The 19,260-nt window shown below is 61.1% G+C and carries 18 protein-coding genes and 1 pseudogene; 5 read left to right on the top strand and 14 right to left on the bottom strand.

Annotated elements, in window-relative coordinates:
• Positions 1-121 precede the first annotated feature (121 nt).
• Entirely contained in the window at positions 122-2,188 is a 2,067-nt protein-coding gene (locus E4P01_RS22610) for an AsmA family protein (protein WP_216090667.1), read from the top strand.
• A gap of 131 nt (positions 2,189-2,319) precedes the next feature.
• On the opposite strand, the gene E4P01_RS22605 is transcribed toward E4P01_RS22610, so the two are convergent.
• Both E4P01_RS22605 and E4P01_RS22600 read right to left on the bottom strand, forming a co-directional pair.
• Positions 2,320-2,850 carry a ferritin-like domain-containing protein gene (locus tag E4P01_RS22605; protein WP_005784304.1) on the bottom strand — a complete coding sequence of 177 codons (531 nt, stop codon included), beginning with the start codon at positions 2,848-2,850 and terminating at the stop codon, positions 2,320-2,322.
• Between the two features lie 97 nt (positions 2,851-2,947).
• Positions 2,948-3,838 carry a DMT family transporter gene (locus E4P01_RS22600; protein ID WP_216090668.1) on the bottom strand — a complete coding sequence of 297 codons (891 nt, stop codon included), beginning with the start codon at positions 3,836-3,838 and terminating at the stop codon, positions 2,948-2,950.
• A 97-nt stretch (positions 3,839-3,935) separates the two neighbouring features.
• Between E4P01_RS22600 and E4P01_RS22595 the strand changes: the two genes are divergently transcribed.
• From E4P01_RS22595 to E4P01_RS22585, 3 genes are all read left to right on the top strand, one after another.
• On the top strand, positions 3,936-4,724 hold the full coding sequence (locus tag E4P01_RS22595; protein ID WP_005784308.1) for a helix-turn-helix transcriptional regulator: 789 nt from the start codon (positions 3,936-3,938) through the stop codon (positions 4,722-4,724).
• A gap of 71 nt (positions 4,725-4,795) precedes the next feature.
• Entirely contained in the window at positions 4,796-5,095 is a 300-nt protein-coding gene (locus tag E4P01_RS22590) for a PsiF family protein (RefSeq protein WP_005784310.1), read from the top strand.
• Between the two features lie 209 nt (positions 5,096-5,304).
• Positions 5,305-6,318, top strand: a complete 1,014-nt coding sequence (locus E4P01_RS22585; protein ID WP_032878157.1) for an AI-2E family transporter — start codon at positions 5,305-5,307, stop codon at positions 6,316-6,318.
• Between the two features lie 83 nt (positions 6,319-6,401).
• Here the strand turns inward: E4P01_RS22585 and E4P01_RS22580 are convergent.
• Positions 6,402-7,670 (bottom strand): annotated as a pseudogene (locus E4P01_RS22580) (Hsp70 family protein).
• A 239-nt stretch (positions 7,671-7,909) separates the two neighbouring features.
• On the opposite strand from E4P01_RS22580, the gene E4P01_RS22575 reads away from it, so the two are divergent.
• Positions 7,910-8,848: a DnaJ C-terminal domain-containing protein gene (locus E4P01_RS22575; protein ID WP_032878155.1), complete on the top strand. Its 939-nt coding sequence runs from the start codon at positions 7,910-7,912 to the stop codon at positions 8,846-8,848.
• Positions 8,849-8,893: 45 nt separating this feature from the next.
• Here E4P01_RS22575 and ureC read toward each other — a convergent pair whose 3' ends face one another.
• The 11 genes from ureC to urtA form a co-directional block, all read right to left on the bottom strand.
• Positions 8,894-10,594: an urease subunit alpha gene (gene ureC, locus E4P01_RS22570; protein ID WP_078820161.1), complete on the bottom strand. Its 1,701-nt coding sequence runs from the start codon at positions 10,592-10,594 to the stop codon at positions 8,894-8,896.
• 118 nt (positions 10,595-10,712) lie between these two features.
• Positions 10,713-11,018, bottom strand: coding sequence for an urease subunit beta (locus E4P01_RS22565; protein WP_032878152.1), 306 nt, complete (start codon positions 11,016-11,018; stop codon positions 10,713-10,715).
• On the bottom strand, positions 11,015-11,548 hold the full coding sequence (locus E4P01_RS22560) for a GNAT family N-acetyltransferase (RefSeq protein WP_078820162.1): 534 nt from the start codon (positions 11,546-11,548) through the stop codon (positions 11,015-11,017). Before E4P01_RS22560 ends, E4P01_RS22565 begins: the two co-directional genes overlap by 4 nt.
• Before the next feature lie 5 nt (positions 11,549-11,553).
• The gene (locus E4P01_RS22555) at positions 11,554-12,066 is read right to left on the bottom strand and encodes a GNAT family N-acetyltransferase (protein WP_032878150.1); all 513 of its coding nucleotides are present in this window, start codon (positions 12,064-12,066) and stop codon (positions 11,554-11,556) included.
• Between the two features lie 9 nt (positions 12,067-12,075).
• Positions 12,076-12,378, bottom strand: a complete 303-nt coding sequence (gene ureA / locus E4P01_RS22550; protein ID WP_032878149.1) for an urease subunit gamma — start codon at positions 12,376-12,378, stop codon at positions 12,076-12,078.
• 159 nt (positions 12,379-12,537) lie between these two features.
• The gene (locus tag E4P01_RS22545) at positions 12,538-13,377 is read right to left on the bottom strand and encodes an urease accessory protein UreD (RefSeq protein ID WP_216090670.1); all 840 of its coding nucleotides are present in this window, start codon (positions 13,375-13,377) and stop codon (positions 12,538-12,540) included.
• A gap of 31 nt (positions 13,378-13,408) precedes the next feature.
• Positions 13,409-14,107 carry an urea ABC transporter ATP-binding subunit UrtE gene (gene urtE / locus E4P01_RS22540; protein ID WP_078820165.1) on the bottom strand — a complete coding sequence of 233 codons (699 nt, stop codon included), beginning with the start codon at positions 14,105-14,107 and terminating at the stop codon, positions 13,409-13,411.
• Between the two features lie 148 nt (positions 14,108-14,255).
• Entirely contained in the window at positions 14,256-15,089 is an 834-nt protein-coding gene (urtD, locus tag E4P01_RS22535; protein WP_087149500.1) for an urea ABC transporter ATP-binding protein UrtD, read from the bottom strand.
• On the bottom strand, positions 15,086-16,153 hold the full coding sequence (gene urtC / locus E4P01_RS22530) for an urea ABC transporter permease subunit UrtC (RefSeq protein WP_032878142.1): 1,068 nt from the start codon (positions 16,151-16,153) through the stop codon (positions 15,086-15,088). The genes urtD and urtC overlap by 4 nt, the downstream gene beginning before the upstream one ends.
• On the bottom strand, positions 16,153-17,655 hold the full coding sequence (gene urtB / locus E4P01_RS22525; RefSeq protein WP_078820166.1) for an urea ABC transporter permease subunit UrtB: 1,503 nt from the start codon (positions 17,653-17,655) through the stop codon (positions 16,153-16,155). Before urtB ends, urtC begins: the two co-directional genes overlap by 1 nt.
• Positions 17,656-17,820: 165 nt before the next feature.
• Complete coding sequence (gene urtA, locus E4P01_RS22520) at positions 17,821-19,086, bottom strand: urea ABC transporter substrate-binding protein (RefSeq protein ID WP_032878139.1); 1,266 nt, start codon at positions 19,084-19,086, stop codon at positions 17,821-17,823.
• Between the last annotated feature and the right edge of the window lie 174 nt (positions 19,087-19,260).

Here is a 19,260-nt window from a genome sequence, read left to right as displayed (position 1 = left end):
AAATCGTTTTTTTCGGCTAAATCCGCCGTTGGGTTAAACCCTCCGGCACTTTGCCAGTCGTAGTTCTATAAGCTGTGTCAAAGGCTGTTGCCCAGCCAGTCGTATTCAGGAGCCCTGTGCAATGACGCGCACTCGTAAAATCGTCGCTTGGAGCTGCGCCAGCTTCGTTCTGTTAATTGCCATAGCGGTACTTGTGCTGGTGTTCTTCGACTGGAACCGCATCAAGCCGCCGCTCAACGCCAAGGTATCCGAAGAACTGCATCGCCCGTTCGCCATCAACGGCAACCTCGCGGTGGTGTGGCAGCGCGAGCCCGATGAGGGCGGCTGGCGTGCCTGGGTGCCGTGGCCCCATGTGATCGCCGAAGACCTGACCCTGGGCAACCCGGATTGGTCGAAACAACCGCAGATGGTCACGCTCAAGAAGGTCGAGCTGCGTATTTCACCCCTGGCTTTGCTGGTGCAGCGCGTGGTGATCCCGCGCATTGACCTCACCGAACCCAGTGCCCAGTTGCAGCGCCTGGCCGACGGCCGCGCCAACTGGACGTTCAAGTTCGATCCCAAGGACCCCGACGCCGAGCCCTCCAACTGGGTGGTGGATATCGGCGCCATCGGCTTTGACAAGGGCCATGTGACCCTCGACGATCAAACCCTCAAGACTCAGTTGGATGTGATCATCGACCCCTTGGGCAAGCCCATCCCGTTTGGTGAAATCGTCGGGGACGCCGATGCCAAGAAGGCGCTGGAAAAAGGCTCGGCGCCTCAGGACTACGCGTTCGGCCTCAAGGTCAAAGGCCAATATCACGGCCAGAAGCTCGCCGGCACCGGCAAGATCGGCGGTCTGCTGGCCTTGCAGGACGCGGCCAAGCCGTTCCCGCTGCAAGCCCAGGTGAAAGTCGCCGACACCAGCATCGCCCTGGCCGGCACCCTGACCGACCCGCTTAACCTCGGTGCCCTGGACCTGCGCCTGAAACTCTCGGGCAGCAGCCTGGGTAACCTTTACCCGTTGACTGGTGTGACCTTGCCGGATTCGCCGGCCTATTCAACCGACGGCCATTTGATCGCCAAGCTGCATGAAACCAGCGGCGCCTCATTCCGCTACGAGAACTTCAACGGCAAGATCGGCAACAGCGACATCCATGGCGACCTGGCCTATGTCGCCAGCCAGCCACGGCCCAAGCTCAGCGGCGCGCTGGTGTCCAACCAACTGCTGATGGATGACCTGGCGCCTCTGATTGGCGCGGATTCCAACGCCGAGCAAAAAGCTCGTGGCGGTGAAAGCAAACAACCGGCGACCAAAGTGCTGCCGGTTGAAGAGTTCCGCACCGAGCGCTGGCGCGAGATGGATGCCGACGTGGAATTCACCGGCAAGCGTATCGTGCACAGCGCCGACTTGCCCTTCACCGATCTCTACACGCACCTGGTGCTCAACGACGGCCAACTGAGCCTCGAACCCCTGCGTTTCGGCGTGGCCGGCGGCAAGCTCGATGCGCAGATTCGCTTGAATGGCCGCATTACGCCGATGGAAGGCAGCGCCAAGCTGACGGCACGCAACTTCAAGCTCAAGCAACTGTTCCCGACCTTTGAACCGATGAAAACCAGCTTCGGTGAGCTCAACGGCGATGCCGATATTACCGGGCGTGGTAACTCGGTGGCGGCACTGCTGGGAACCTCCAACGGCGACCTGAAGATGCTGATCAACGATGGCGCCATCAGCCGCAGCCTGATGGAAATCGCCGGGCTCAACGTGGGCAACTACGTCGTGGGGCGCCTGTTCGGCGACGAGGAAGTGAAGATCAACTGCGCAGCGGCGGACTTCGGCATCAAGACGGGCCTGGCGACCACGCGGTTGTTTGTGTTCGATACCGAGAACGCCATCATCTACATCGACGGCACCGCGAACATGGCCACGGAGCAGTTGGACCTGACCATCACGCCGGAGTCCAAGGGCTTTCGCTTGTTTTCGCTGCGCTCGCCGCTGTACGTCAATGGGCCGTTTATCAAGCCCAATGCTGGCGTGAAAGCCATTCCGCTGGCGCTACGTGGTGCAGGCATGGTCGCCCTGGGCGTTATCGCCGGGCCAGCCGCCGGCTTGCTCGCCTTGGTCGCACCAAGCGGCGGAGAGCCGAATGAATGCGCGCCGTTGCTGCAGCAGATGAAGGAAGGCAAGGCACCGAAAACCGTGAAGTAACTGTAGGAACCGCAAAGCAAATGTGGGAGGGGGCTTGCTCCCGATTGCAGTGTGTCAGTCAGTACATCGGGTACTGAACCACCGCTATCGGGAGCAAGCCCCCTCCCACATGGGTATTGCCGTGTTGCGGGTTACAGGTCTTGCAGAATATCCGCCATATCATCGGCGTGCTCTTCTTCCTGGGCCAGGATGTCTTCGAAGATGCGACGGGTAGTCGGGTCTTTATCGCCGATGTACTGGATGATTTCACGGTAGCTGTCCACCGCGATGCGCTCGGCTACCAGGTCTTCGTAGACCATCTCTTTGAGCGAGTTGCCTGCCACATATTGAGCGTGGGAGTTCTTCGACAGCAGGTCGGGGTTGAACTCCGGCTCGCCGCCCAGTTGCACGATACGCTCGGCCAGTTTGTCGGCGTGCTCGGCTTCCTGGGTGGCGTGTTCAAGGAACTCATCGGCAGCCACGCTGGCTTTCAGGCCGTTGGCCATGAAGTAGTGACGCTTGTAGCGCAACACGCAAACCAGCTCGGTGGCCAGTGACTCGTTGAGCAGGCGGATGATTTCCTGACGGTCGGCGTCGTAGCCTTCGGTCACGGCACCGTTTTCGACATTCTGGCGGGCGCGGCTGCGCAGGGTCGCAATGTCAGTCAAGTGTGCTTCAGTCATTTCAATCTCCTGGGGCTAATCCGGTTGTACGCCACGCTCTGCCGGCGTGATCGCTATAGGTTGTGAGTCCCGGGCCAGGCGAAAAGTTTTATCGGATTTAACAGGATGTGTCATGAGCACGTCTGACCGGTGTGGTCCAGCGCTCCGACAGGATCACTCCACCCAGGGTCAGCAAGCCACCCACCAGGTGATACAGCGCCAACTCTTCCTTCAACACCACTGCTGCGATCAGTGCGGTAATCAACGGCAGCAGGTTGAAAAACAGCGTGGTACGGCTTGGCCCCAGGGTCTTCACCGAGTGCATCCACGCCAGCGGCGCCAGCATTGAAGCCAGCAGGCAGGCGTACAGCACCAGCGGAATATTCGTCCAGCCCAAACCGGCCTTGGCCGAGAACAGGTACAGCGGCAGCAGTACCACCACTGCCACCAGCACCTGCAAATACAGCAGCACCAACGGTGGCAGGCGCAGTTGCCATTTTTTCAGCAGGGTGCTGTAGACCGCATAAGCCAGCGTCGCCACCAGCATCATGCCGTCACCCAGGTTGACCCCGTGTTGCAACAGCGCGCCCAGGCTGCCGGACGATACCACCACCACGACACCGGCGAACGACAGCACCGCGCCGGTCAGAGCGCCGAAGGTCAGGCGTTGCCCCAGGCTGATAATCGCGGCGGTCAACGCCATCAGCGGCATCAGCGAGAGAATGATGCCCATGTTGGTGGCGCTGGTCAGCGTGGCGGCGTAATAGGCCAGGCTTTGATACACCGCCATGCCCAGCACGCCGAGGATGAAGATCTTGCCCAGGTTGGGGCGGATAAGCGGCCAGTTGGCAACGACCGGCTTGAGCATGAACGGGGTGAACAGCAGTGCTGCGAACAGCCAGCGGTAAAAGCCGATTTCAGCCGGGAAAATCGAGCCCACGGCCAATTTGTTGACCACGGTGTTGCCGGCCCAGATAAAGATGGCCAGCAGCGGATACGCGTATTGCATCGAAAGAAACCCAGTGTATTGACGAGGCGCGATTATCCCCTGTCTGGATCGAAGCCTATACTGCGATCCAGACAACCGACCTCTGAATCCAGACAACATGCCCCGACATACCGTACGCCTGGCGGATTTCCCCCGCCTGCCGAGCCCTGTGTACTTTCGCTATTCCGATTTCGCACCCGATACCGAGTGCACCCCGCACCGGCACAGCTGGGGGTCGTTGGACTATTCAGCCAACGGCGTGATGCGCATGGAGGTGGCTGGCAGCCGTTTTATGTCGCCGCCGCAGTACGCGGTGTGGATTCCGCCCAATACCGAACACAGCTCCTACAACGCCCAGGCGATTGTCTATCGTTCGGTGGGCTTGGCGCCGACGCTCTGCGAGCAGCTGCCGCAAGCGCCGTGCACGCTGACGATCAGCGATATTCTCAAGGCCATCCTCAGCGATTTCGCCCAGCGCGACGTGAATATCCCGCAATCGGACGCGGATATCCGCTTGGCCCAGGTGCTGGTGGACCAACTCAAGCAGGCGCCGATCCACGATGGCTTCCTGCCCTACGCCCGCCACCCCGGGCTGCTGGGGGTGCTGGAAGGTATGCAGGCGCAGCCCGCCGACAATCGCCCGCTCGGGCAATGGGCTGAGCAGGTACATGTGAGCGAACGCACCCTGGCGCGTCAGTTTGTGCGCGAGCTGGGTATGAGTTTTGGTGAATGGCGCCAGCGCCTGCGCTACCTGGCGGCCATCGAAGCCCTGGACAGTGATCGCAGCGTGCAGCACGTGGCGTTTGATTTGGGCTACAGCACCGCCTCGGCATTTATCGCCATGTTCCAACGCCATGCTGGCTGCACCCCGGAGCACTACCGACGGACGAATATTCGTGGCCGGTGAAGTTGTAACAGCTTTTGACTACACTGCGCTGTAGGCCGTGCCCGTCGGCACGGTAACAGGGAGAAAACTCCATGAAGATGCTGCGTATTCCGTTGTTGATGATGGGCCTGCTGTTGTGTTCACAAGGTTTTGCCGCCACTGCCCAGCAGAACAAAATGACCACCTGCAATGCCGAAGCCACCACCAAGACCCTCAAGGGCGATGACCGCAAGGCCTTCATGAAGACCTGCCTGTCGGCGCCTGCCGCCAACGATGCCAAGACCCTGACGCCGCAGCAGCAGAAGATGAAGGACTGCAATGCGTCGGCTAAAACCAAAGCGTTGACCGGCGATGCGCGTAAAACATTCATGAGCACCTGCCTCAAAGGTTAATCACGATTTCGCAGGCGCTGCAGATCAAATGTGGGAGGGGGCTTGCTCCCGATAGCGCCGTGTCAGTCAATCGATTCATTGGCTGATCCTCCGTAATCGGGAGCAAGCCCCCTCCCGCACTTGATCGCATTCACAGTCGTCCCCCCTCGCTTGATGCCTGCAACGCTGGCAGACTGCCCATCCTTTAACGCCGTTCGTTTTGAGGCTGTATGCCAACGTTTTCTCAGCGTCATGTGTTGTTGCTGGCCAGTTACATCATCATTTTCGGCGGGTTGCTGCTGGTGCTGCCGCTGAAGTTGCTGCCCAGCCTGCTGGCCGGCCTGTTGGTCTATGAACTGGTCAACATGCTCACCCCCCAACTGCAACGACTGATCGAAGGCCGGCGCGCCCGTTGGCTGGCGGTGGCCTTGCTCGGCACCCTGATCGTCAGCGTACTCACCTTGATCTTCGCCGGCGCCATCAGCTTCCTGCTCCACGAAGCTGAAAACCCCGGGGCTTCCCTGGATAAATTCATGGGCGTGGTCGACCGCGCACGCGGCCAGTTACCGCCGTTCATCGACGCCTACCTGCCCGCCAGCGCCGCCGAGTTTCGCGTGGCCATCGGCGACTGGATGAGCAAGCACTTGAGCGAACTGCAACTGGTCGGCAAAGACGCCGCCCATATGTTCGTCACCTTGCTGATCGGCATGGTGCTCGGCGCCATCATCGCCCTGCAACGGGTGCCCGACCTGACCAAACGCAAACCCCTGGCCGCCGCGCTGTTCGACCGTTTGCACCTGCTGGTTCAGGCGTTTCGCAACATCGTCTTCGCCCAGATCAAAATCGCTGCGCTCAACACGGCTTTCACCGCCGTGTTTCTCGCCGTGGTGCTGCCGCTGTGCGGCATCCACCTGCCGCTGACCAAAACCCTGATCGTGCTGACCTTCCTGCTCGGCTTGCTGCCGGTGATCGGCAACCTGATGTCCAACACCCTGATCACCATCGTCGCGCTGTCGCTGTCGATCTGGGTGGCGGTAGCGGCGCTGGGGTATTTGATCGTGATCCACAAGGTCGAGTACTTCCTCAACGCGCGCATCGTCGGCGGGCAGATCAGTGCCAAGTCGTGGGAATTGCTGCTGGCGATGCTGGTGTTTGAAGCCGCGTTCGGTTTGCCGGGGGTGGTGGCAGGGCCGATTTATTATGCGTATCTGAAGAGTGAGCTGAAGTTGGGTGGGATGGTTTAGGCGCAGATGCGAGTTACAAGCTGCAAGCGGCAAGTGGAAGCAGATTGGCTTTTACTTGCCGCTTGCAGCTGAAAACTTACCGCTTAAGACCCATAACGCTTGCTGGCCTCAATCGCCAAACCGCTGCCGATACTGCCGAAGATATTGCCTTCCACATGCCGCGCATTCGGCAGCATCGCCGAGATACTGTGGCGCAACGCGGGGATGCCGCTGGAACCACCGGTGAAGAACACCGTGTCCACCTGGGCCACGCTCACCGAGGCGTCATTGAGCAATTGCGTGACACTGCCGCGCACGCGTTCAAGCAGGTTGTCGATGGAGGACTCGAACAGCGCCCGGCTCAGGTCCACGCCCAGGCCGGCTTCGATACGATCCAGTGGCACATGGCGGCTGTCTGCCTGCGTCAGCTGGATCTTGGTTTCTTCCACTTCCATCGCCAGCCAGTGCCCGGCGCGCTGTTCGATCAGCTTGAACAGGCGGTCGATGCCGCCGGTGTCTTCGATGTCGTAGCGCATGCTGCCCAGGGCCAGCTGGGACTTTTGCGAGTACACCGAGTTGATGGTGTGCCAGGTCGCCAGGTTCATGTGGTGGCTGGTAGGCATGTAGGCGCCACTCTTCATGCGGCTGCCGTAGCCGAACAGCGGCATCATGCCGGCCAGCGAGAGTTGCTTATCGAAATCGGTTCCGCCGATGTGCACGCCACCGGTGGCGAGGATGTCGCTCTGGCGGTTGTCGTTGTGACGGCGATCCGGCGACAGGCGCACCAGGGAGAAGTCGGAGGTACCACCGCCGATGTCGACGATCAGCACCAGCTCCTCTTTTTCAATGGTGGACTCGTAGTCGAACGCCGCCGCAATCGGTTCGTACTGGAACGAGATGTCCTTGAAGCCGATCTTGCGCGCCACGTCCACCAGGGTGTTCTCGGCTTCCTGGTCGGCCATCGGGTCGTCATCGACGAAGAATACCGGGCGGCCCAATACCACTTCTTCGAACTCACGCCCCGCGTTGGCTTCGGCGCGGCTCTTGAGTTAGCCGATAAACAGCGCCAGCAGGTCGGTAAAAGGCATTGCAGTGCCAAGCACGCTGGTGTCGTGCTTGATCAGCTTGGAACCCAGCAGGCTCTTGAGCGAGCGCATCAAGCGACCTTCGTAGTTCTCCAGGTATTCGTGCAGCGCCAGGCGACCGTACACCGGGCGGCGCTCCTCAAAGTTGAAGAAGACCACCGACGGCAGGGTGATTTTGTCGTCCTCCAGCGCGATCAGCGTTTCCATGCCGGGGCGGATCCAGCCGACGGTGGAGTTGGACGTGCCGAAGTCAATGCCGCAGGCACGGGCTGGGGATGGGTTTTTCATGTCTATCGGGTTCCGGTTTAAAAACGGCCGCGCAGTGTATGCCAGTCGCAAGCGCTTGCGTAGGCCAACCATCCGTTAAATCGTGCTTGAAAGTACGGGATTTGCCCCCACATCTGTTGCATACGGCTGATGCCGATAACACTTTGACGTACCCCCCAGGCCGCAACCCTCACCAGGTGCAAACCAGCGCACGTTGCGCCCCGGGCAGTGCGATCTCGATAAAGGATGGTGAACCGTCGATGGATTTCAAAGATTACTACAAGATTCTGGGTGTCGAGCCGACGGCCGATGACAAGGAAATCAAGGCTGCCTATCGCAAGCTCGCGCGCAAATATCACCCCGATGTGAGCAAGGAAAAAGACGCCGAAGAGAAATTCAAGGACGCGTCCGAAGCCTATGAAGCGCTTAAAAGCGCCGATAAGCGAGCCGAGTACGACGAATTGCGCAAATACGGCCAGCATGGCCAGCCGTTCCAGGGCCCGCCGGGCTGGCAGAGCCGTGGCGGCTTTGGCGGTGGCCAGGACGCGGGCGATTTCTCGGACTTTTTCAGCTCGATCTTTGGCTCGCGCGGCGATGCTTTCGGTGGTGGTCAACGTCGTCCTACCGGGCGCAAGGGCCAGGATGTGGAGATGCAGCTGTCGGTCTCCCTTGAGGAAACCCTGTCGGCCGAGTCCAAGCAGATCAGCTTTCAGGTGCCGCAATACGACGCCTCTGGCCGGCATGTCAGCAATAGCGTCAAGAGCCTGAATGTGAAGATCCCCGCCGGTGTAGCCGACGGCGAGCGCATCCGTCTCAAGGCCCAGGGCGCGCCAGGCATTGGCGGTGGCGCCAATGGCGACCTGTACCTGATCATCAAGTTTGCGCCGCACCCCAAGTTCGAGGTCGATGGCGAGAACCTGGTCATCAACCTGCCGCTGGCCCCGTGGGAGTTGGCCTTGGGTGCGGAAGTGGCAGTGCCGACCCTGACCGGCAAGATCAACCTCAAGGTGCCTGCCGGCAGCCAGAATGGCCAGCGTATGCGCGCCAAGGGCCATGGCTTGCTGAACAAGGCCGGGCAACGTGGCTACCTGTTCATCCAGTTGAAGGCGGTCATGCCCCCTGCGGGCAATGAGGATGTGAAAGCGTTGTGGCAGGAGCTGGCGCAAAAAGCCGCTTTTAACCCACGCGAGCAGTTCTAAGGTCCTGTGGCGAGAGAGCAAGCTCCCTCGCTACATGAGTTTGAGCTAGAACAGGAAATATCGCTGGGCCATCGGCAGGACTTCAGCCGGTTCACACCACAGCAGTACGCCATCGGCCTTGACCTGATAGGTCTGCGGATCAACCTCGATATCCGGCAGGTAATCGTTGTGGATCAGGTCGCTTTTCTGCACATCGCGGCAACCCTTGACCACTGCAATCTGCTTCTTCAATCCCAGGGCCTCGGGCAGGCCGGCGTCCTGTGCCGCCTGGCTGATAAACGTCAGGCTGGTGGCGTGCAGCGAGCTGCCGAAGCTGGCGAACATCGGGCGGTAATGCACCGGTTGCGGTGTGGGAATCGAGGCGTTGGCATCGCCCATCAGGCTCGATGCAATCGCGCCGCCCTTGAGGATCAGGGTCGGCTTGATACCGAAAAACGCCGGCCGCCACAACACCAGGTCCGCCCATTTGCCGACTTCGACGGAACCGACGATATGGCTCACGCCGTGGGTGATCGCCGGGTTGATGGTGTACTTGGCGATGTAGCGCTTGGCGCGGAAGTTGTCGTTGCCGGGGCCGTCACCTGGCAGTGGGCCGCGCTGTTTTTTCATCTTGTCGGCGGTCTGCCAGGTGCGCGTGATCACCTCGCCGACACGGCCCATGGCCTGGCTGTCTGAACTGATCATCGAGAACGCGCCGAGGTCATGCAGGATGTCTTCGGCGGCGATGGTCTCGCGGCGGATGCGGCTCTCGGCGAAGGCCACGTCTTCGGCGATGCTCGGGTCCAGGTGATGGCAGACCATCAGCATGTCCAAGTGCTCGTCGATGGTGTTGCGGGTGAATGGCCGCGTCGGGTTGGTAGAACTGGGCAGCACGTTCGGGTAACCGCACGCCTTGATGATGTCAGGTGCGTGGCCGCCACCGGCACCTTCAGTGTGGTAAGTGTGAATGGTGCGGCCCTTGAGCGCGGCGAGGGTGGTTTCGACGAAGCCCGACTCGTTGAGCGTGTCACTGTGGATCGCCACCTGCACATCGTACTGGTCGGCGACGCTCAGGCAGTTATCAATGCTGGCGGGCGTGGTGCCCCAGTCTTCATGCAGCTTCAAACCAATGGCACCGGCCTTGACCTGCTCGATCAACGGCTCGGGCAAACTGGCGTTGCCCTTGCCGGTGAACCCGATGTTCATCGGGAACGAATCACTGGCCTGCAGCATCCGCGCAAGGTGCCACGGCCCCGACGTGCAGGTGGTGGCATTGGTACCGGTGGCCGGCCCGGTGCCGCCACCGATCATGGTGGTGACGCCGCTGGTCAGTGCTTCTTCGATCTGCTGCGGGCAGATGAAGTGCACATGGGAGTCGATGCCGCCGGCGGTGAGGATCATGCCTTCACCGGCGATCACTTCGGTGCTGGCGCCAATGGCCATGGTCACGCCGGGCTGGATATCCGGGTTGCCGGCCTTGCCGATGGCATGGATGCGACCGTTCTTCAAGCCAACGTCAGCCTTGACGATGCCCCAGTGGTCAATGATCAGCGCATTGGTGATCAGGGTGTCCACGACCTCATGGGCGAGCAACTGGCTCTGGCCCTGGCCGTCACGGATCACCTTGCCGCCGCCGAATTTGACTTCTTCGCCATAGACGGTGAAGTCCTGTTCGACTTCGACAAACAGCTCGGTGTCGGCCAGGCGGACTTTGTCGCCGACGGTTGGGCCATACATGTCGGCGTAGGCTTGGCGGCTGATTTTCATGTGGTTGCCCTGATTAATTGTGTTGAATGTGAGATCGCTATCGCGGGCAAGCCCGCTCCCACATTTTGATTTGTGAACACTGTCAAAAGGTGGGAGCCGGCTTGCCTGCGATGAGGCCCTAGAGGTCGCCCATAATTCGACCGGCAAACCCGAACACCCGGCGCCCGCCGCTCAAATCGACTAACTCCACCTCCCGACGCTGCCCCGGCTCAAACCGAACCGCCGTGCCTGCCGGAATATTCAGGCGCATACCGCGGCTCGCTGAACGGTCAAATTCCAGCGCGTCATTGGTCTCGAAAAAATGGTAATGCGAGCCCACCTGAATCGGCCGGTCGCCGCTATTGGCCACGCTCAAGGTGACGGTGCGGCGGCCGACATTCAGTTCGATCTCGCCAGGCTGGATCTGATATTCACCAGGAATCATGCCGGTTGCCCCAGGGTCTTGTAGTAGATGGCGGTCGGGCTGTAGCGCCCGTCCGGGCTTTGGCAGTAATCGGGCAGCTCACCGATCTTGATGTAGCGCAGCGACTGATAGAAGGCTTCGGCGCCGGAGCCGGCCTCGGTGTCCAGATACAGCAGGCCGCGCTTGTGCTGGCGTGCGGCGAGCTCCAGGCTGTGCATCAATTGCTGGCCCAGGCCATGGCGGCGGGCGCTGCTGTGCACCAGCAACTTTTGCACTTCGGCGCGGTTGAGGCCATTGGCCTTTTGGCACAGCGCCAGTTGTACACTGGCGACTACCCGTTCTTCACGTACCACCACCCACAACAGCAGGCTGGCGTCTTCGATACCGGCTTGCACGCCGGTCAGATACTCGCGGGCCTGGGCCTCATCGAAGTCGGCCATAAAGCCCACCGACGCGCCATGCTGCACCGCGTCCAGCAACAGCTCGATCAAGCCCAGGCGGTAATGGGCGAAACTTTCAGCATTGACTCGACGCAGTTGTGCAGCGCTCATCGATCTCACTCCTTGGGCGGTTCGGCGCCCGGATTCAACGTCAGTTGCATAAAGGTCAGGTCCAGCCAGCGGCCGAACTTGATGCCCACTTGCGGCATATGCCCGGTGGTGATGAAACCCAGGCGTTCATGCAGGTGGACCGAGGCCAGGTTGCCGCTTTCGATGGCGGCGACCATGACGTGCTTGCCGCAGCTGCGGGCGCGCTCGATCAGGGCCTGCATCAGGCGTGGACCGAGGCCTTTGCCGCGCTGGTCATTGCGCACGTACACCGAGTGTTCGACGCTATAGCGGAAGCCTTCGAAAGGTCGCCAGTCGCCGAATGAGGCGTAGCCGGTGACTTCGTCGTTTTCCACCGCGACCAGGATCGGGTACTGCTGCGCCTGGCGTGCGCTGAACCAGGCTTGGCGGTTGGCCAGGTCCACCGGTTGTTCGTTCCAGATCGCTGTGGTGTTGAGCACCGCGTCGTTGTAGATGTCGCGGATCGCCGGCAGGTCTTGCTCGGTAGCATCACGAATCATGGCCGGGCCTCACGCGATTGGCTGGTGGACAGTCACCAGCTTGGTGCCATCGGGGAAGGTGGCTTCCACCTGGATATCCGGGATCATTTCCGGGATGCCTTCCATCACTTGCTCGCGGCTGAGCAAGGTGGTGCCGAAGTGCATCAACTCGGCCACGGTGCGGCCATCGCGAGCGCCTTCCATCAGCGCGGCCGAGATATAGGCGATGGTTTCCGGGTAGTTGAGCTTCACGCCGCGCGCCAAGCGGCGCTCGGCCACCAGGCCGGCGGTGAAGATCAGCAGTTTGTCTTTTTCCCGTGGGGTCAAATCCATGGTTCAAGGTCCTTCAAACAGCATTCATAAAAACACCGCAGATCCCCTGTGGAAACAGGCCGGTGTGGGAGCTGGCTTGCCTGCGATAGCGGTGTATCAGGCACACCGCCATCGCAGGCAAGCCAGCTCCCACATAAACTCAGTTTCACTTGTTGATCTTCATGTGCTCCAGATTCGTGGTGCGACGGCTTCTCGCCCCAGCACTGCCGGGCGCAACAGCCGCCATAAATCAATCAACCACCCCCGCGCCAACAGCGCTTCCTCGGCCAGACAACGCGCCACCAGCAACCCAGGCAGTTGGGTCAAATCTCCGCGCACCGCGTGGGGCAGCGAGCGGCAACGCTCAAGCAATTCAGGATCGACCTCACCCGTCACCAGCAACGTGGCAAACACCGGCTGCCCATCCAGCCCGATGGGCGAATCCAGCAACCCATCGGCGCCCACAATGCGCTGGCGCTCATGCCAGAGCAACTGGCCGTCGCGGCGAATATCCAGGTGTGATTGAAAGTGGCCGAGGTCGAACCGCTCGCCGCTGGCCGGGCGCCCCAGGGCGACCACGTCCCAGTAGAACAACCGCGCATCGCCCGAGAGCTCGATGCGCGTAGTGAGTTCGGCCTGGGCGGCGCTGAACACGATGGTTTCCTGGGGCAGCCATTCCAGGGTCGCGCCGGCCTCGACGGTCAACTCAAGTTGCTGAAATGCCGGGCCGCTGGCGCGGTACCACTTGGCGGCGCCGGGGCTGGTCAACTGCGCCCAGGCACCGGCGTTGACGTGGGCGCTGATGTCCAGGCGATCGCCGCCGGCAATTCCGCCGGGCGGGTGCACGATGATGTGCTGGCACACCTGGGGGCCTTCGGCGTACAGGTGCTTTTGCACGCGCAGCGGGCCCAGGTGGCGGCGCAATACCGGGCGCGTGGTGTCGCCGAAACGCGCGTAGCCGAGTTCCAGCGCGGCGTGCCAGCTGGGGGTGAACAGGGCGGGGGAAACGGGCAGGTTCATGGTTTTTGGCTTAATGTCGTGACGCCACAGATTAGATGGTTACGAGGCCGCGTACACCTTCGCTCTCCATATTTTCACCGCGGCCCTGCTGCACGATTTCACCGCGTGACATCACCAGGTAGTGGTCGGCCAGTTCGGCAGCGAAGTCGTAGAACTGCTCCACCAGCAGGATCGCCATGTCGCCGCGCTCGGCAAGCTTCTTGATCACCGCACCGATCTCCTTGATCACCGACGGCTGGATACCTTCGGTGGGCTCATCGAGGATCAGCAGGCGCGGGCGGCTGGCCAGGGCGCGGCCAATCGCCAACTGTTGCTGCTGGCCCCCGGACAAATCGCCGCCGCGTCGATGCTTCATTTGCAGCAACACCGGAAACAGCTCGTAGATGAACGCGGGCACTTCCCTGGCTTCGGAACCGGGGAAGCGCGACAGCCCCATCAGCAGATTTTCTTCCACCGTCAGCCGGCCAAAAATCTCCCGGCCCTGAGGCACATAAGCGATCCCGGCATGGACACGCTGGTGCGGCTTGAAGCCGGTGATGGCCTTGCCTTCCCAATTTACCGCGCCCTCCTTGGCCGGCAGCAAGCCCATCAGGCACTTGAGCAGGGTGGTCTTGCCCACGCCGTTGCGGCCGAGCAGGCAGGTGACTTCGCCGATTTTCACGTCGAAGGACAGCCCGCGCAGGATGTGGCTACCGCCGTAGTACTGGTGCAGTTTGTCGACTTGCAGCATTCTCAATACCTCTTCAATCCCCCTGCGGGAACCGGATCAAATGTGGGAGCTGGCTTGCCTGCGATGCAGGCGACTCGGTGTTTGTGTGACACTGAGGTGACGCCATCGCAGGCAAGCCAGCTCCCACATAAAGCAGTTCGTGTCAGCGTTAGCGACCGAGGTAGACCTCGATCACCCGCTCATTTTCCTGCACCTGTTCCAGCGACCCTTCGGCCAATACGCTGCCCTGGTGCAACACGGTGACGTGATCAGCGATGGAGCCGACAAAGCCCATGTCGTGCTCCACCACCATCAACGAATGCTTGCCGGCCAGGCGCTTGAACAGTTCGGCAGTGAATTCGGTTTCGGCGTCGGTCATGCCGGCCACCGGTTCGTCGAGCAGCAACAGTTGCGGGTCTTGCATCAGCAACATGCCGATTTCCAGGAACTGCTTCTGGCCGTGGGACAGTAAACCCGCGGGCCGATGCACCGAGGCGGTCAGGCGGATGGTGTCGAGCACTTCATCGATGCGGTCTTTTTGCTCGCCACTCAGGCGCGCCCGCAGGCTGGCCCACACCGACTTGTCGGTCTTCTGCGCCAGCTCAAGGTTTTCGAACACGCTGAGGGCTTCGAACACCGTAGGCTTCTGGAACTTGCGGCCGATACCGGCCTGGGCGATTTGCACTTCGCTCATGCTGGTCAGGTCCAGGGTTTCGCCGAACCAGGCCCTACCGTGGCTGGGCCGGGTCTTGCCGGTGATCACGTCCATCAGCGTGGTCTTGCCCGCGCCGTTGGGACCGATGATGCAGCGCAATTCGCCGACGCCGATATACAGGTTCAGGTCATTCAACGCTTTGAAGCCGTCGAAGCTGACGCTGATATCTTCCAGGGTCAGGATGGTGCCGTGGCGGGTGTTGAGCCCTTTGCCTGCGGCCTGGCCGATACCGATCGCATCGCGGCCGCTGCCCGCATCGAAAATAGGTTCAAGCATGACGTTCCTCATTTCTTCAGCAGGCCGATAACGCCCTTGGGCAGGTACAGGGTGACAATGATGAACAGCGCCCCCAGGAAGAACAGCCAGTACTCGGGAAACGCCACCGTGAACCAGCTCTTCATGCCGTTGACCACCCCAGCGCCGAGCAATGGCCCGATCAGTGTGCCCCGCCCGCCGAGGGCGACCCATACGGCGGCCTCGATGGAGTTGGTCGGCGACATTTCGCTGGGGTTGATAATGCCCACCTGCGGCACATACAACGCCCCTGCCAACCCGCACAACACTGCGCTCAACACCCACACGAACAACTTGAAGCCACGCGGGTCGTAACCACAGAACATCAGGCGGTTCTCGGCATCGCGCAAGGCGGTCAGCACGCGGCCGAACTTGCTCTGCGCCAGGCGCCAGCCGATGTACAGGCTGGCCACCAGCAACAGCACCGTGGCCACAAACAACACCGCCCGTGTGCCAGGTTCTGTAATGCCAAAGCCCAGGATGCTGCGAAAATTGGTAAAGCCGTTATTGCCGCCGAACCCGGTCTCGTTGCGAAAGAACAACAGCATTCCGGCAAAGGTCAGGGCCTGGGTCATGATCGAGAAATACACGCCTTTGATCCGTGAGCGGAAGGCGAAGAAACCGAACACCAGCGCGAGCACTCCCGGGGCCAGCACCACCAGGCACAGCGCCCAGAGAAAGTTGTCGGTGCCCGCCCAGTACCAGGGCAATTCGGTCCAGGACAAAAAGGTCATGAACGCCGGCAACCCGTCGCCCGACGCCTGGCGCATCAGGTACATGCCCATGGCATAACCGCCCAGGGCGAAGAACAGACCGTGGCCCAGGGACAACATCCCGGCATAGCCCCACACCAGGTCCAGCGCGAGCGCGACGATGGCGTAGCAGAGGATCTTGCCCACCAGTGTCAGGGTGTAGGCCGACACATGCAGTGGATTGTCCGGCGCCAGCAGCGAACACAGTGGCAGCGCCAGAAGCAGGAACAGGATCACCACGCCGACGGCGATCGTCACCTTGGGGCCGGCCTTTTGCGTAGCCGTAAGCATCAATGGCTGGTTCATCAGTCGATCACCCGTCCTTTCAGTGCGAAGAGTCCTTGCGGGCGTTTCTGGATAAACAGAATAATCAGCGCGAGGATCAGGATCTTGCCGAGCACGGCACCGATTTGCGGTTCAAGAATCTTGTTGGCGATACCCAGGCCGAAGGCCGCCATTACGCTACCGGCCAACTGGCCGACGCCACCGAGTACCACCACCAGGAACGAGTCGATGATGTAGCTCTGGCCCAGGTCCGGGCCGACGTTGCCGATCTGGCTCAGGGCCACGCCGCCAAGGCCTGCGATACCGGAGCCCAGACCAAAGGCGAGCATGTCCACGCGCCCGGTGGGCACGCCGCAGCAGGCGGCCATGTTGCGGTTCTGGGTGACGGCGCGCACGTTAAGGCCCAGGCGTGTCTTGTTCAGCAACAACCAGGTGAGCACCACCACGAACAGCGCGAAGGCAATGATGACGATGCGGTTGTACGGCAGCACCAGGTTGGGCAGTACTTGAATACCGCCGGACAGCCAGGCGGGGTTGGACACTTCGACGTTCTGCGCGCCGAACACCAGGCGCACCAGTTGGATCAGCATCAGGCTGATGCCCCAGGTGGCGAGCAGGGTTTCCAGTGGTCGGCCATAGAGGTGACGAATCACCGTGCGTTCCAGGGCCATGCCGATGGCGGCGGTGACGAAGAACGCCACCGGTAGCGCGATCAGCGGGTAGAACTCGATGGCCTGGGGCACATAGCGCTGCATCATCAGCTGCACCACATAGGTGGAGTAGGCGCCGAGCATCAGCATCTCGCCATGGGCCATGTTGATCACGCCGAGCAGGCCGAAGGTGATCGCCAGACCCAGTGCCGCCAGCAATAGAATCGAGCCCAGCGACATGCCGCTGAACGCCTGCCCGAGGATCTCGCCGACCATCAGTTTGCGTTTGACCTGGGCCAGGCTGGTTTCGGCGGCGGTGTGCACGGCGGCATCGGTTTCCACGCCCGGCGCGAGCAGCGCTTCGAGGCGCGTGCGTGCCAGCGGGTCGCCGGTGCTGCCGAGCAGACGCACGGCGGCCAGACGCACCGCAGGGTCACTGTCCACCAGTTGCAGGTTGGCCAGGGCCAGGCTGAGGGCGCTGTGCACATCCTCGTCGGTTTCGGCGGCGACCTGCTGGTCGAGGAATTTCAACTGCGCAGGCACAGCGCTTTTTTGCAGGGTTCGAGCTGCCGCCAGGCGAACCTTGGGATCGGCGGCGAGCAGTTGCTGGCTGGCTTGAACGTTGTCGATCAGGCCGCGCAGACGGTTGTTCAGGCGTACGGTCCTGGTTTCGCCATTGAGCTTGAGCTGGCCTTGTTGCAGGGCATCCACCAGTTCGATGCGCGCCGGGTCGGGCTGTGCGGCCCAGTCCTGGAGAAGCTTGGCTTGCTGCATCGGGTTGGCTTTGAGGAAGTCTTCGGCATCGCTGGCGTGTGCGGCCAAAGGCAGCAACAACAGCACGGCGAGGATGAAGCGGTGGAGGGCAGTGGGCATACAAAAATGTCCTGATCATGCGGGGACAGTGTGGGCGCTGGTTGTCTGTGGGAGCTGGCTTGCCTGCGATGGCATCGCTGCGGTGTGTCAGGCACACCGAGTTGTTTGCATCGCAGGCAAGCCAGCTCCCACATTGACCATGCCCTACATTAGAGTCGTGGGGCTTTAGTTGCTCTTCACCGCGTAATCCGGCTTCTTGTCATTGCCCGGGATGTAAGGGCTCCATGGCTGTGCCCGAATCGGTGCTTCGGTCTGCCACACCACCGAGAACTGCCCATCAGCCTGGATCTCGCCGATCATCACCGGCTTGTGCAGGTGGTGGTTGGTCTTGTCCATGGTCAGGGTAAAGCCCGACGGTGCGGCGAAGGTCTGGCCGCCCAGGGCTTCGCGCACTTTGTCGACGTCGGTGGACTTGGCTTTCTCTGCCGCCTGGGCCCACATATGGATGCCCACATAGGTGGCTTCCATCGGGTCGTTGGTCACGGCTTTGTCTGCGCCCGGCAGGTTGTGCTTCTTGGCGTAGGCTTTCCAGTCGGCGACGAATTTCTGGTTGACCGGGTTCTCTACCGACTGGAAGTAATTCCACGCCGCCAGGTTGCCCACCAGTGGTTTGGTGTCGATGCCGCGCAGTTCTTCTTCGCCCACCGAGAACGCCACCACCGGTACTTCGGTGGCTTTCAAGCCCTGGTTGGCCAGCTCTTTGTAGAATGGCACGTTGGAATCGCCGTTGACGGTGGAGACCACCGCAGTCTTGCCGCCGGCGGAGAATTTCTTGATGTTGGCGACGATGGTCTGGTAATCGGCATGGCCGAACGGGGTGTAGACCTCTTCGATATCTTTATCCGCCACACCTTTGGAATGCAGGAACGAGCGCAGGATCTTGTTGGTGGTGCGCGGGTACACGTAGTCGGTGCCCAGCAGGAAGAAGCGCTTGGCACTGCCGCCTTCTTCGCTCATCAGGTATTCCACTGCCGGAATCGCCTGCTGGTTCGGCGCCGCACCGGTGTAGAACACGTTAGGCGACATCTCTTCGCCTTCATATTGCACCGGGTAGAACAGCAAACCGTTGAGTTCTTCGAACACCGGCAATACGGATTTGCGCGACACCGAGGTCCAGCAGCCAAACACCACGGCAACCTTGTCCTGGGTCAACAGTTGCCGGCCTTTTTCTGCGAACAGCGGCCAGTTGGACGCCGGGTCCACCACCACTGGTTCGAGCATCTTGCCGTTCACGCCGCCCTTGGCGTTGATCTCGTCGATGGTCATCAGCGCCATGTCTTTAAGCGAGGTTTCGGAGATCGCCATGGTCCCGGACAACGAGTGCAGGATGCCGACCTTGATGGTCTCGGCGGCCTGGACGGTCCAGGTCAAACCCATGGCGACAATGGATGCCGACAAAGTGAAAGCCTTGATCAAGCTGCGACGCTGCATGGTGCGATCTCCGTGGACTCAACACTGTTATGAGGGGAAAGTTGAGCAGGTGATTGCAAGCGCTGTGCCGAGTCGGAAAAAGGCATGAAATGGTCGCTTCGCCCAGGTCAGCGCATGGGAAATGCACCATGAAATGGCGGGTCGGTCTGCCAGGTGCGTGGCTGTGCGCTACAA

It is taken from the genome of Pseudomonas sp. NCIMB 10586, assembly GCF_023127895.1.
GTDB classification, from domain to species: domain Bacteria; phylum Pseudomonadota; class Gammaproteobacteria; order Pseudomonadales; family Pseudomonadaceae; genus Aquipseudomonas; species Aquipseudomonas synxantha_A.
This window is presented reverse-complemented; position numbering and strand designations above follow the sequence as displayed.

Bases quoted from the DNA above. Each gene is read 5' to 3' on its own strand.
- E4P01_RS22575 (WP_032878155.1), top strand. From the start codon at position 7,910: ATGGATTTCAAAGATTACTACAAGATTCTGGGTGTCGAGCCGACGGCC.
- E4P01_RS22585 (WP_032878157.1), top strand. From the start codon at position 5,305: ATGCCAACGTTTTCTCAGCGTCATGTGTTGTTGCTGGCCAGTTACATC.
- E4P01_RS22590 (WP_005784310.1), top strand. From the start codon at position 4,796: ATGAAGATGCTGCGTATTCCGTTGTTGATGATGGGCCTGCTGTTGTGT.
- E4P01_RS22560 (WP_078820162.1), bottom strand. From the start codon at position 11,548: ATGAGCGCTGCACAACTGCGTCGAGTCAATGCTGAAAGTTTCGCCCAT.
- urtB (WP_078820166.1), bottom strand. From the start codon at position 17,655: ATGCCCACTGCCCTCCACCGCTTCATCCTCGCCGTGCTGTTGTTGCTG.
- E4P01_RS22610 (WP_216090667.1), top strand. From the start codon at position 122: ATGACGCGCACTCGTAAAATCGTCGCTTGGAGCTGCGCCAGCTTCGTT.
- E4P01_RS22565 (WP_032878152.1), bottom strand. From the start codon at position 11,018: ATGATTCCTGGTGAATATCAGATCCAGCCTGGCGAGATCGAACTGAAT.
- urtC (WP_032878142.1), bottom strand. From the start codon at position 16,153: ATGAACCAGCCATTGATGCTTACGGCTACGCAAAAGGCCGGCCCCAAG.
- urtA (WP_032878139.1), bottom strand. From the start codon at position 19,086: ATGCAGCGTCGCAGCTTGATCAAGGCTTTCACTTTGTCGGCATCCATT.
- E4P01_RS22545 (WP_216090670.1), bottom strand. From the start codon at position 13,377: ATGAACCTGCCCGTTTCCCCCGCCCTGTTCACCCCCAGCTGGCACGCC.
- urtE (WP_078820165.1), bottom strand. From the start codon at position 14,107: ATGCTGCAAGTCGACAAACTGCACCAGTACTACGGCGGTAGCCACATC.
- urtD (WP_087149500.1), bottom strand. From the start codon at position 15,089: ATGAGGAACGTCATGCTTGAACCTATTTTCGATGCGGGCAGCGGCCGC.
- E4P01_RS22605 (WP_005784304.1), bottom strand. From the start codon at position 2,850: ATGACTGAAGCACACTTGACTGACATTGCGACCCTGCGCAGCCGCGCC.
- E4P01_RS22555 (WP_032878150.1), bottom strand. From the start codon at position 12,066: ATGATTCGTGATGCTACCGAGCAAGACCTGCCGGCGATCCGCGACATC.
- E4P01_RS22600 (WP_216090668.1), bottom strand. From the start codon at position 3,838: ATGCAATACGCGTATCCGCTGCTGGCCATCTTTATCTGGGCCGGCAAC.
- ureC (WP_078820161.1), bottom strand. From the start codon at position 10,594: ATGAAAATCAGCCGCCAAGCCTACGCCGACATGTATGGCCCAACCGTC.
- ureA (WP_032878149.1), bottom strand. From the start codon at position 12,378: ATGGATTTGACCCCACGGGAAAAAGACAAACTGCTGATCTTCACCGCC.
- E4P01_RS22595 (WP_005784308.1), top strand. From the start codon at position 3,936: ATGCCCCGACATACCGTACGCCTGGCGGATTTCCCCCGCCTGCCGAGC.